The sequence below is a fragment of the Runella limosa DSM 17973 genome, assembly GCF_000482465.1.
In the GTDB taxonomy this organism is placed as follows: Bacteria; Bacteroidota; Bacteroidia; order Cytophagales; family Spirosomataceae; genus Runella; species Runella limosa.
This window is the reverse complement of sequence record NZ_AXVJ01000064.1, coordinates 17,400-31,144: the sequence shown is the minus strand read 5'-3', so window position 1 is coordinate 31,144 and position 13,745 is coordinate 17,400. Positions and strand designations below refer to the sequence as shown.

Annotated in this window: 6 protein-coding genes; 5 read left to right on the top strand and 1 reads right to left on the bottom strand. The window is 45.3% G+C overall.

Annotated features, from left to right (window positions below; translation table 11 throughout):
- Positions 1 to 69: 69 nt before the first annotated feature.
- A complete protein-coding gene (locus tag K339_RS0107565; RefSeq protein WP_028523070.1) occupies positions 70 to 3,249 on the bottom strand; it encodes a S41 family peptidase in 3,180 nt (1,059 codons plus the stop codon).
- 169 nt (positions 3,250 to 3,418) lie between these two features.
- Here K339_RS0107565 and K339_RS0107560 point away from each other — a divergent pair, with 169 nt between their 5' ends.
- The 5 genes from K339_RS0107560 to K339_RS0107540 all read left to right on the top strand — a co-directional run bounded on the left by K339_RS0107560 (position 3,419) and on the right by K339_RS0107540 (position 13,718).
- Positions 3,419 to 6,187, top strand: coding sequence for a M14 family zinc carboxypeptidase (locus K339_RS0107560; RefSeq protein ID WP_084332138.1), 2,769 nt, complete (start codon positions 3,419 to 3,421; stop codon positions 6,185 to 6,187).
- A 17-nt stretch (positions 6,188 to 6,204) separates the two neighbouring features.
- On the top strand, positions 6,205 to 8,982 hold the full coding sequence (locus tag K339_RS0107555; RefSeq protein ID WP_028523068.1) for a M14 family zinc carboxypeptidase: 2,778 nt from the start codon (positions 6,205 to 6,207) through the stop codon (positions 8,980 to 8,982).
- A gap of 145 nt (positions 8,983 to 9,127) precedes the next feature.
- Positions 9,128 to 10,489 (top strand): ATP-binding protein, encoded by a 1,362-nt coding sequence (locus tag K339_RS0107550; RefSeq protein ID WP_028523067.1) that lies wholly within the window; start codon positions 9,128 to 9,130, stop codon positions 10,487 to 10,489.
- Between the two features lie 588 nt (positions 10,490 to 11,077).
- Positions 11,078 to 11,791 (top strand): outer membrane beta-barrel protein, encoded by a 714-nt coding sequence (locus tag K339_RS0107545; RefSeq protein WP_028523066.1) that lies wholly within the window; start codon positions 11,078 to 11,080, stop codon positions 11,789 to 11,791.
- A gap of 37 nt (positions 11,792 to 11,828) precedes the next feature.
- Positions 11,829 to 13,718: a DUF8202 domain-containing protein gene (locus K339_RS0107540; protein WP_028523065.1), complete on the top strand. Its 1,890-nt coding sequence runs from the start codon at positions 11,829 to 11,831 to the stop codon at positions 13,716 to 13,718.
- Positions 13,719 to 13,745: the final 27 nt, after the last annotated feature.

Below are 13,745 nucleotides of genomic sequence, written 5' to 3'. Positions count from 1 at the left end.
TTTCCAGTTTCCAGTTTCCAGTTTCCAGTTTCCAGTTTCCAAAAAAGGACGCCAAAGATAACAGAAATTCTACTTGAGGTCTTTTAAAATCTCTTCGATGGCGCGGTCGAGTTGAGGGTCTTTGTCGGTGAGCCTATCGGTGAATGTTTGCTTGATATAAATGTCAGGCGTGACACCTTCTTGCTCAATGTTTTTGCCGTCGAGCGTAAAACAGCCCCACGAAGGTAAACGATAAAACGATCCATCGACCAACCCTTTACCCGACGTAAAGATAATCCAACGGTAGGTTTCGGTGCCAATAATTTTACCCAATTTAAGGGCTTTGAAACCCGTAGCTGTCATTTCTGCATCCGATAACGATTGCTCGTTGATGAGCAAAACGATGGGCTTGGCCGATACACCAAAGTTAGGCTGAGGCGTGGGTTTTCCTTCGCGGTATTTCCACTGCAAGTACGGTTTTTGCGACAAGAAATTAAGTACCAAATCGTGGACGTTTCCGCCTGTATTGTAACGTAAATCCAGAATTAAGGCATCTTTTTTGTACCAATCGCGGGTCATATCATGGACAAAACGCTCGTATTCGTCCAAGCCCATGTCCTTCATGTGAACGTACGCAATCCGTTTTTTACTTTTTTCATCCACGTAATTTTGGTTCCAATCCATCCATTCATCGTAAAAATTTCCAGATAATGATCCTCGTGGATGCACCCTCACCGTATAGCTAGAATCGACGTTGCTGCGACGGAACGTTAAGGTAATTTCGGTGTCAGACGAAGGTTTGGTAAAATACACATCGCGGTTTTGGAGCGTGTCTATGGCGTCGCCGTTGACGTGGGTAAGTATGTCACCTTTGCCAATTTTTTTGCCGTGTTTATCGGCTGCACTACGCTTGAGGATGCGGTCAACCATGTAAGGACGCTGGTTGTCGAAAAGAATCCCCGTTTCCATCGTGCGCGATTTGTAGAAAACCTCTTCTTCTTTTCCGTTGCTATAAAATCCTAGGTGAGAGGCGTTTAGTTCGCCAAGCATGTCGTTGAACAACGTCCGAAAATCGTCGCGTTGGTTGAGGTAAGGCAAAAACTTCGCGTAGCGGTCGCGCAGGGCTTTCCAGTCGGCACCGTGAAAAGTTTCGTTGTAGAAGTTTTCTTCCACACTCGCCCAAGCCTCGTAGTACATCTGACGAAACTCTTCTTCCAAATTGCGACGGAAGGTAAAGTCAATCGTAATATCTTCTGCTTTACCCGATTCTGGGGTGAATTTTTTGAGTTTACCGTTGATAAGTAAATACGATTTATCGCCTACCTGTACCCAATCGTAGCCACGAACACCGTCTTCTACTTTCTCGGTTTTGGGGGCTTTGAAAGGCTCATACGTCGTGCGCCAAAGTTTGTTTTCGCCCTCGCTGTGGTCAGATACATAAATGACGTACGTTTTGTCATCTTTTTGAAAAACAGCGGGCGAGCCTTGTTGGCCAAACGACGGCCCTACTTGCTCCATGCGCTCCCAAATGTCGGCCAAATCAATCTCGATGGGTTTGATTTCTTTCTTGGTTTCTTTTTTAGGCTCGGCAGGCGTAGCTTTCTTTTTCTTGCTCGATTTTTCGGGCGTTTTGGCCGCCGTCGCAGTCGAATCTTTTTTGGTTACTTTAAACAAATCTTCCCATTTATCGGAACGGAAAGGCGTTTCGATTTTGGTCAGCGCCAAACGATACACTTTCAGATTGCGCGGCCCAAACGGATAACTTGGGTTAATACGATCGGACTCAAAGTAAATGTATTTGCTATCGGGTGACCACACAGGGGCTGATTCCGAAATACCTGTATTCGTCAGGTTGATGGTTTCGTTTTTGCTGAGGTGGTGAAGGAAAATGTCTTTCTCAAAATCACGATAGGCCGTAAACATCACGTACTCACCGTTGGGAGAAAAATAGACGTTGTCGTTGTAAAAACCCCAAAGTTCGTCTTTGACAATCGTCTTATTTTCAAAGGTTTTGAGGTCGAGTAAGCGGACTTCGTTGCGTCCACTGAGATATACTCCTGAGCTGCGGTCTTTGTTAAAAACAATCTGGCGGTTGTTTTGAGTGTCCGTGGTAAGTTGTTTGAGTGTTCCTTTGCCGTCGGCTTTGAGGGTAAACCAGTTTTGGTAGCCACCCACCGTTTGACCTATCAACAAGGTGAGGGTATCGGCCAACCATTTTACTTCCTGAACCCGCTCGTTGGTTGTGGTTTTGAGTTGTTTAATATACTTTCCTTCAATGTCCGACACAAACAATTCTCCCCGCGAAATAAAGGCCAGTTTTTTATTATCAGGCGCGACATCAAAGGCCGAGATTGACCCACTTACTTTAAAATCTTGCCACTTGGTTAGTGTAAAATTTCTGACTAGGTTGATTTTGAGCGGAGTAGCAGCTTTGGTCGCAACGTCATACACCCAAGGTTGGTAGTCTTTTTCAAAAATAACCTTGCTGCCATCGGCACTTACCTGAGGTCGTTTGATGGACTCTTTGAACGAAGTGAGGGCGGTTTTTTGTCCGTTTACGAAGGTGTATAAATTGTATTCACCGTTGGTTTCGTCCGACACAAAATAAATTGTCCCTTTTTTGTCAATCGTCGCCCACATGTCTTTTCCACGGTAGTCGGTATAGCGCTTGTAGGTGTTGGTTTTTAGATTATACGACTGAATATCAGGGTTGAAGTCGCCTTTGTAGCGCTTGCGCATGGCTTGGTTATCGCTTTCCCACGTATCGTTGAAAAACACTTCTCCCGTTGGGCTTTCGGCGACGTTGTGCGTACGGTTGAAATAATGTTTAAAAACGCGTTTGGGCGTTCCTCCAAGTACCGAGATGGTGTACGTTGTGCCACCGTTTTGTACTCCCGATTCAAAATAAATTGTTTGTGAATCCCATGACCAAGCTTCTACAAAATCGTAGGTGCTGTGGTAGGTAAGTTGTCGAATCGTACCGCCTTCGAGAGGCATTACAAACACATCGGCATTTCCATTTTCAGTACCCGTAAATGCCAACCATTTTCCATCGGGCGAAATCCGTGGATTTGACTCATTGCCTTGCATGGCTGTGAGGCGGGAGGTAATGCCCGAGGTAAGGTCGGTTTTCCACAGGTCAGATTCGTAGGCAAAAATAGCCGTTTTGGCGTCAGGACTGAGGGTAGGGTGGGTGGCGAAATGCACACCCGATTGGGCAATGGCTGCGCTGGCAGAGAAAAGGCTGGCCCACAATAGGGTTTTAAACATGGCTATACGAGAGTTGTAGAAAGAAATTTAATTAGAATGCCAAAAATAGCGAATCCTTTGGTATAGAAAATTAAATCTTGAGCCTACTTGAAATAGGCAAGATATAATGCCATCTTTAAAGGCTGTTAATGCCTGCATTACTTCATCCGTCCTAACCAAACTAACTCACATGTACTTCAAACGTCTGCTTAGACCGCTTGCCGTTTCTACCATTGCTTTTTGTTCGGCAGCCACGTACGCCCAGAAAATCGACGAGGTGTACAACCAAAAAATCAAAGAATACACCACAGATTCCCGCTTTTTGCCATCGTCGGTGCTCAATCTAACCGATGACCCGAAGGTTCCGTCGCCGCGCAAACATTTTGGGGAGATTGTGGGCGCGCCAGGTATTTTGCACAACACCACGGCTATTTATGGGTATTTCCAAAAACTGTCGCAGAGCTCGCCCTACCTGACCATGCAGCAAGTGGGTACAAGCGAAGAAGGTCGCCCGATTCACTTGGTAGCCATCGGCAACGAAGATGCCATGAAACGCGTGGCACACTACCAAAAACAACTTTCGCTGTTGGCCGACCCGCGTAAATTGCCCGCGTCGGAGCTAGAAAAGGTGTTGGGCGATACCAAATTGGTGTATTACATCAACTGCGGACTTCACTCGCCTGAGATGGGTTCGCCCGAGATGGTGATGGAGTTGGCGTACCGTTTAATCACCGCCCAAACGCCTGATATTAAAGCCGTACGTGATAATATCATTGTCCTCATCAACCCAGTTTCTGAACCTGATGGCTGGGACAAACAAGTGGATTGGTACAATCGCTATACCAAAGACCGCAAAAACTACGAAGATGGCTTCCCACGCGTGCCGTATTGGGGAAAATATACCTATCACGACAACAACCGCGATGGGTTACAGTCGTCGCAGGCGTTGACCAAAGCCATGTACAAAATTTACTACGATTGGCACCCAACGGTGATGCTCGATTTGCACGAGTCGGTGCCGTTGCTTTATATTTCTACGGGAACAGGGCCGTACAACGATGCCATCGACCCAATTACCATCGGCGAATGGCAGACCATGGCCAATCACGAAATGACAGCGTTAGCCTCTCAGGGATTGCCAGGCGTTTTTACGTGGGCTTTTTATGACGGATGGAATCCAGGCTACGCGTTTTTTATTGCCAACAATCACAACTCGATAGGACGTTTTTATGAGACTTTTGGCAACGCGGGTGCCACTACCTATGTGCGTGATTTGTCGAATCAAAAATATTCAGGCGACCCCGTAACGAGCAAAGAATGGTATCGGCCCAATCCCGCTACTGAAAAAGTAAACTGGTCGTACCGAAACAACATCAATTATATGCAAGCAGGTGTATTGGCGGGCTTGACCTATGCGGCCAATAATCGACGGTTGTTGTTGACCAATTTTTACCAAAAAGCAGTAAATGCTATCCAAAAAGGAAAAACCGAATCGCCACGAGCGTTTTCCATTCCCCAAAAACAAAATGACCCTACCATGGCGGCCTATTTGGTTAATCAGCTACGTGGGCAAGGAATTGAGGTTCACAAAGCATCTTCGGGTGATTATGTCGTGTTGTTGGAGCAGCCTTACCGTAATTTGGCCGTGTCGTTGCTGACCAAACAAAACTATCCCAAAGACACCAAGTACCCATCGTATGACGATATTGCATGGACACTTGGGTATTTGAATGGGGTAGAGGTAAAAGCCCTTGACAATGTGCCGTATGCTTCAAACGACCTTACCCTCGTGAATCAGGAAGTGAAATACACGGGTAAAGTGGAAGGTGAAGGAACGGATTATGTCCTCAATTACAAAGCGCAAAACACGGTGTTGTCGGCCTTGTATTGGCTAAAAGCGCAGAATAAATCGAGCAAGGCGATGGTGCTGGATGCTAAAACTACCCTGAGTGGCGTAAAAGATACCTTGGCGGCAGGGTCGGTGGTATTGCAGGGAATTACGTCTGAGCAGGCTAAAAACATTACAACGCAGTTTGGGCTTGACCTGACCGCGACGAAAGCGACGGCCAACGTGAAACAACACGAAGTGAGCCTCCCACGAACCGCCATTTACCACAGTTGGTTCAATACCCAAGACGAAGGTTGGGTGCGTTTTACGTTTGATCAACGCGGTATTCCTTACACTTCCATCGAAAAAGATGATTTGAAGGCGGGCGACCTACGTAGTAAATATGATGTCATTGTGATTCCTAAAATGCGTGGTACGGGCAGCGATTTTATCCACGAGATTGATAAAAAATTTGGGCCGTTGCCTTATACCAAAACCCCCGAATTCCCTTCGCACGGGTTTCCTGATTCCACTCCTGACATGACGGGTGGGCCTGGCTTTGATGGTATGAACCAACTCAGAATGTTTGTGGAAGCAGGGGGAGTATTGGTGACTTTGGACAATACCTCTGCAATGATTGCTGAAACAGGAATTACCCGCGACTTGGATAAAGTAGAAACGCCAGGTCTCTACCATCCAGGCTCAATTGTGAACGTGAAAGTACGCAAATCGGATAGCCCAATTGTGTATGGATTTCCTGAAGTATTCCCGATTTTCAAAGGTATTTCACCGTTGTTGCAGACCAAAAAGTACAATCGTGACATGATGGTGCTTCAATATGGTACTAAATCATTGAAAGAAGATGAAGAATACAGCGGCCCAATCATGGGATTGCCTGATAGAAAAACAGCTAAAGAAATGACGCCTGCGAAACCTAAGAAGGAAGAACCTTATGTGCTTTCAGGAATGGTAAGAAACGAGCAGACCATTGTGGGTCACGGCGGAATTTTCAACGTTCCCGTAGGGGCAGGCCGTTTGGTGGCGTTTACGTTTAATCCTCTGCATCGTTATATCAACCTTCACGATGCACCGATGATTTGGAATACGCTGATTAACTGGAATCATCTGTAAAACAAAGCCTAATCTTTATGAAATCACTATATCGTTTTTTGTTGTTGGGAGCGTGTGCGAGTGCCCTTGCGCTGACGGCACAGTCCCAGCAAATCGACGAGTCTTACAACCAAAAAATTAAAGAGTTTACGACCGACCAGCGCTTTTTGCCATCGTCGGTGCTGGATTTGGTCAACGACCCTAAAATCCCGTCGCCGTTGAAGCAATTTGGGCAAATCATCGGAGCTCCAGGCGTGCTGCACCGAACGGCGGATATTTACGGCTATTTTCAAAAATTAGCCCAAACGTCGCCCAACATTGTCAACGAACAGATTGGTACGACCGAAGAAAATCGTCCCATTCAAATGTCCGTTATTGCCAATCCTGCCACCATCAAGCGTCTCGACCATTATAAAAAACAACTGGCACTCCTTGCTGACCCGCGTAAAGTAAATGCTGCCGACGTGCAAAAAATCTTGGGCGATAGCAAAGTGGTCTATTTTTTGAACGGGGGAATGCACGCTTCCGAGACGGGTTCGCCCGAAATGCTGATGGAATTGGCCTATCGTTTAGTAACGGGACAGTCGGATGAAATCAAGGCCATTCGTGATAACCTGATTGTGATTATTAACCCCGTGTCTGAGCCCGATGGTTGGGACAAAATGGTGGATTGGTACAACCGTTACACTAAAAAACGCAAAGATTTTGAGGACGGAATGCCTGCTTCACCACCGTATTGGGGAAAGTATGTCTATCACGACAACAACCGCGACGGCTTGCAGGTATCGCAAGCCATCACAAAAAGTATTTTTAAAGCTTATTTTGACTGGCATCCTACGGTGATGCTCGACTTGCACGAGTCGGTGCCGTTGTTGTACATTTCAACAGGAACGGGTCCATACAGCGAAGCCGTGGATCCTGTGGCCATTGGCGAATGGCAAATCATGGCCGACCATGACATGACGACGTTGGCCGCTCAGGGATTGCCAGGGGTATTCAACTGGGCGTTTTATGACGGCTGGTACCCTGGCTACGGAATTTGGGTAGCCAACAATCACAACTCTGTTGGGCGTTTTTACGAAACCTACGGCAATGCGGGCGCAAATACGTTCATGCGTGATTTGGCCAGTGCCAAATTTGCGGGCGATAACGTAACAAGCCGCGAGTGGTACCGACCCTATCCTGCCACTGAAAAAGTGTATTGGTCGTTTCGGAACAACATCAACTACATGCAAGCAGGCGTATTGGCGTCGTTGGGGTATGCGGCGGCGAATGGTAAGTTATTGTTGAAGAATTTTTACCAAAAAAGCCTAAACAACCTCAACAAAGCAGCCAAGGACACGCCAAAGGCATTTGTGATTGGCAAGCAGCAGCGCGACCCTGCGATGGCCGCCTATTTGGTGAACCAACTACGTACCCAAGGAATAGAAGTACACAAAGCAGAATCGGGCAAAAATCAAGGAGATTACGTAGTGTTGTTGAATCAACCTTACCGTAACTATGCCTACTCGCTGTTGACCAAACAAAACTACCCGAAAGAAGCGAAATTTCCTCCTTACGACGCGATTGCGTGGACGTTGCAATACCTCAACGGGGTAAATGTAGCGCAACAAGACACCCTAAAATACGAATTGTCGGACTTGAAATTGCTCACGTCCGATGTGAAGTACGATGGGAAAATCGAGGGAGAAGGAACGTACTATGTGGTCAATTACAAAGCACAAAATACGGTATTACCTGCCGCCTATTGGGCAAAATCTCAGAACGTCAAAACCATTGTTTTGGATGCCAAAACGACCTTGGAAGGCCGCAAAGACACGTTGGCACAGGGAGCCGTGGTATTTTCGGGCTTAACGGCCGACCAAGCGAAGCAATTGGCCGAGAAGTTTAGCGTGGACTTAATTTCGACCAAAACCCTGCCGTCGGTGAAACAGCACGAGGTGAGTTTGCCGCGCGTGGCGATTTACCATACGTGGTACCAAACGCAAGATGAAGGCTGGTCGCGCTATACATTTGAGCAACGCGGTATTCCTTACACATCGATTCACAAAGACCATCTGAAAAAAGGCAACTTGCGGTCGCAGTTTGATGTGATTTTGGTACCTCGTGTGGGTGGTACGGGTGCGAACTTCTTGCACGAAGTAGATTCCAAATTTGGCCCAATGCCTTATACTAAAACGGCCGAGTTTCCGTCGCATGGCACGCCAAGTAGCACCGATGACATGACGGGCGGCCCAGGGTTTGAAGGGGTCGCGGAATTGAAAAAGTTTGTCGATGAAGGTGGGGTGTTGATTACCCTCGACAACTCGTCGAGCATTATGTCGGACTTGGGCATTGTGCGCGAATTGAAACGGTACGAATCGCCGACCTTGTTCCACCCAGGTTCTATCATACAGGTGAAAAACCGTAAGCCATCGCATCCAATCATGTACGGTTATCCCGAAACGTTCCCTATTTTCAAAGGACAAGGGGCATTGTTGCAAACGGAAAAGCGCGACCGCGACATGATGTTGATGCAATACGGCACCAAGCCACTCAAGGAAGAAGAAGAATACAAGGGGCTGATTATGGGAATGCCTGATAAAAAGGAGGTAAAAGACCCCAAACCCGCCACGCCCAAACCAGAACCACCGTATGTGCTGTCGGGGATGGTGCGCAACGAGCAAACCATCATCGGTCACGGTGCAATTTTCAACGTACCCGTAGGCAAAGGCCAAGTGGTAGCATTCACGTTTGATCCACTTCATCGCTACCTCAACCACCACGACGCCCCACTTTTGTGGAATGCCATTTTGAACTGGAATGCTTTGCGGTAAGCGTTAATCTTCTTACATCAACACCTATAAGGTTTCAAAAACCTTATAGGTGTAAAAATTGCCCCTCATCTGTTACAAAATTTCTTAAAATTTGCCCATTATTTGTAACAAAAAAATATAAATTTGCCTATCATCTGTTACAGTTATGCGTAATTTTCAAAGAAAATTAGAACAAAAACTTCTTGATTGGAAGGCGAAGGAGAATCGTAAGCCACTGATTTTGAGGGGTGCAAGGCAGGTTGGTAAATCTACTCTTGTGAGGGAGTTGGGTAGAAATTATGACTATTTTATACAGTTGAATTTAGAAAAGCCCAGTGACAGGCGTTTTTTTCAGAAAGAACGGGAGGTAACTGATATATGGCAACAACTTATTTTTGAGAAGGAGATTCCTGATAAACCGCAAAATACACTTCTTTTTATTGATGAAATTCAGGAGATTCCACACGTTATTAAGCAGTTGAGGTATTTTTATGAAGAAATTCCGCAGCTTCATGTCATTGCAGCGGGTTCATTGCTTGAATTTGCTTTGGGTGATGTGGGTTCATTTCCCGTAGGACGCGTCGAAGAAATGGTGTTGCATCCATTTGATTTTGAGGAGTTTTTGATGGCTACTGGAGAAGAAAATGGGCTAAAAGTGTTACGACAAATTCCCCTGCCTTCGTTTGCTTACGACAAATTGTTCGATTTATTTAAAAAGTATGTAATCATCGGTGGTATGCCCGAAATTATCCGACAATATGTGGCATCTGGTGGAAAGTTGACGGGTTTGAAAGGCATTTATGCGTCTATTTGGGAAACGTATAAGTCAGACGTGGTCAAATACGCGCACAATACGAATGAGGCAAAAATAATGCGATTTGTCATAGAGTCGGCCCCTTTGGTGCGCGATCGTATCAGTTTTGCAGGTTTTGGAGGGTCTAATTATCGTTCGAGAGAAGTAGGTGAAGCGTTTAGGGCCTTGGATTTGGCCAAAGTCATTTATTTAATTTATCCTACTACTCAGACTGCTCCACCTCAACTGCCCGAAATTTCACGCAAGCCTCGGTTACAGTTTTTGGATACAGGTTTGCTCAATTATGCCTCCGAGATTCAGGCGGAACTACTGCAATTAGACGACCTTAACGATTACCATAAGGGCTTTGTGGTCAATCACTGCATTACACAAGAACTGATTGCCCAGCATAATGAAGTGTTTTTTAAGCCTCAATTCTGGGTAAAAGAAAATGCGGCTTCTAATGCCGAAGTAGATTTGACCCTCAAATGGCAAAAATACCTGTTACCCATTGAAGTGAAATCGGGAGCCAAAGGAAGTTTACGTTCACTTCATGAATTTATGGATATGACCGACCACACCTTGGCCATTCGATTTTTAAGAAATGAGGTAAACATCGAAACTGTCACCACCCGTCAAGGGAAGCTGTTTCAGTTGCTCAATTTGCCATATTTCGCGCTTTCGCAAGTGGAGAAGTATGTAGAGTGGGTGACAAATTCTGACGTATCGTTTTGACAAGACGGGAAACAAGTATGTGGGGTATTATGAGAAAGATATGACCAACCAGAAGAAACAATGCTGGATGGGTATTTTCGGGTAAAATAGGGGGGGATGAAATGCAAAAAAAATAACAACTCTTTAGGTGAAAAATATACTGATTTTCAGTAGGTTATTTCAGTTTTCTTTTTTACCTTGTTTTACGATACCCTAGCTAAATGGAAAAATAAGCCTCTTCGCAGTTTTGCCCTTATTACCGTCGGATGTTTTATGTTCATTATCGGCACTTTCTACCGTAATAGTGGTAAGTTTTGTAGCTGGCACGATTCAATTCCAAGATATACGAGCTAAACGTATATCCTATACGGGAGCTATCAACGCCAAAAATCAACATAGAACTTTGACGACTGCTCAAAAAAAGCATTGTCGGAGTGGCGGGAAATAGAAAAAACCAATTGTCTGTGTTTGAAAAAACTACTCTCAACAATGAAAGCTCTAATTAGTACTTCTTATCCGTTACGCTGTTACTCAACGGCAGCGAAAACTACATGCTGTTTTTTTCTCCTCTTTTGCGGGTTTTTTGTACAGTTTTCTAAAGCTCAAACAGTGGACGGTTTACGAGTTGGGCTTAAAGGAGGAGTGGTTTATTCGGGCATTGGTGCCTTACAAACAACCATATTGAGTGAGCCATTTTTTACAAATTATACCTTGAATAATAACCAAAAATGGGGGTTTACGGGTGGATTTGGCATCAATTGGGAATTGAAAAATACCATTGCCTCGCTCAATTTGGACGTTTTATATTCCCAGCAAGGTACTGAATTGGCTTTCAACAATTTGGAGAAAGACTTCAACTATACCCTGCAATTCAACTACCGTTACCTTAACTTTCCGCTGATGTTGAAGCTGTATCCGTTTGAAAAAGTACACGATGGATTGCATGGGTTTAATGTGGGAGTGGGTCCCCAATTAGGGCTAAATTTAACCCCCGAAAAAATCAATTACACATCGGGCGGGACAGGAAAATTGCCCGCTTTTGGTAGCGACCTCGAACAACAACAGCAACTTCGAAATGTACTGAAAGGAAAAAACAATTTTGGGCTAAATTTTCAGCTTGGGTATGAATTTGTGGGGTGGGGACTCAACCTTGAAGCACGTTATCATTATGGCTTGACGGACATGGTTCATACCGAAGCCAACGCGTATAATTTTATCGAAAATAAAAATACCAACAATACAATTCAATTTACTTTGGGCTGGGAGTTTTTGAGTAGCTATCCCAAAAAGCGAGTTCTTCTCATCAAGAAACCAAGAAGCTAGTAGCGTCGATTCTGTCAAAATCGTAACCATTACTCCTATGAACTCAGCTTCTATTAAAGCCTTTTTTGTCGTTGTCTTTTGTTGGGGAGCCTCAACGTCGTTTTCCCAAAATCGGCTAACGCCTTCGCCTGGAGGTGTAGCTGGAGCCATTCGATGGTGGATGGCAGACAGCACTAACGCCGAGCGGCTCAATTTCCACCCTGCTAGGCGGCTTACTACCTCCAATGGCCTTTCAATCCCATTAGGGAAGGCTAAATTGCCAAGCACCACTTTTTTTACGGTATATCAGACAAAAGAACGACAAAAAGACCAACTGATTTGGAGCATTGATAAAAATCAGAAAACAAGCCTTGTTCTGACCAACGAACGCATGGCTGATTTGGAAGCGATGAGATACATGAATTTTACGGATTTGGCGCCTACTATGCCGAAAATTGCTATTTATGGGCAATTAAAATCCGTCGATAGTAGTGAGGTAGCCGAGCAGACATGGAACATCGGCAATCTACCTACTTACCCTGAGTTGCCCGTCAGCGTTTTTAATGGCCTGGTGCCTGAACTGATTGCTTTTAACCGAGTTCTTGACCGTGAAGAACGATTAAAAGTAGCGTCTTATCTGGCACTAAAATACGGAATTACGCTCACTGAATCGAGCGGGAAGTACGTGAATAGTTTAGGCAAAACCCTTTGGAATGGGGAAGAATCCCCCATTTTTCACCACAACATTGCGGGTATTGGTCGTGACGATGCCTCGGGCTGGTGGCAGAAAATCGCCAGTAGTAGTCATTCTCCCAATTTGCTCACCATTTCGACGCCTTCTTCCCTCGACAATCACCAGTATTTGTTGTGGGGAGACAATGACCAAGCCTTCGTTTCTGCTCCCAAAACGATAGGAATGCCAACGTTTTTGAAAAGAAAAGGGCTTGTATCTTCTTTGGGCAAGAACCTGTGGGAGACGGAGGTCGTATGGGATACGAAACAGGTGTTTGCTGCCATTCCCCCAAATCCTGTGTTTTGGTTGGCGGTAGATACCACAGCAACGGGCGAGTTTGCGCCTTTGACAACCTGTTTTTTTAAAATGAAAAACCTTGATAAGCACGGTTTGGCTTATTTTAATACGACCTGGAAAATGAATAAGTTGCAAAAAAATCACTTTTCTTTTGTCGTAGCGCAAGACCTGCTCGTAACCACTAAAGTAACAACTCCGAGCTGTTCACAACCCGATTTGGGGCAGTTTCAGGTGCGTATTTTGGGGGGGCAGCCACCTTATTCTCTCACAATTTTTAATAAATCGACTGGATTTGTGGCTCATCGTCAGCAGTCAGAAACGCTTTCGACTGCACAATTCGGCGGTCTTTTTGCGGGCCATTATGTCCTCAATGTAACGGACGCGTTGCAGCAAATGTACGTTGATTCGTTTTGGGTCAATCCCGCCGAAGCGCCGTTACCGCTGGGTTTGTCTGATACCTACTATTTGGTGGAAGGTGCTGCGCCCGTTCGAGTAAACGCAGCTGAAAATATGCCCGCTGGGATAACGTATCGCTGGAGAAGTCCCGATAAGATAGAGTCGCAATCGCCTGAAATTGAATTGAATCAACAAGGTATTTATACACTTATTACGACTCAAAATGGCTGTAGTTCAACCCGAGAAATCCAAGTAGATGGCCCACAAATCAGCGCATTTCATTCGGAAATAGTGTATCCTAATCCTTCCAGCGGCAGGTTTACAATCAAAGTGAGGTTGCATCAACCTGCTCCCGTTCATGTGTCTATTTTCTCGGCAGAAGGAAAGCAAGTACTTACCGATGAGGCTTTCGGGGCTGACCAGTACCTGTTTAGTGAACAGCTAACCACGCACGGCCTTTATCTAATTGTGTTGCAGTCGGGCAGGTCAGTGACAACCCATAAACTATTTATCGTTCGATAAAATGAAAAATGCGAACCAATTAATCCA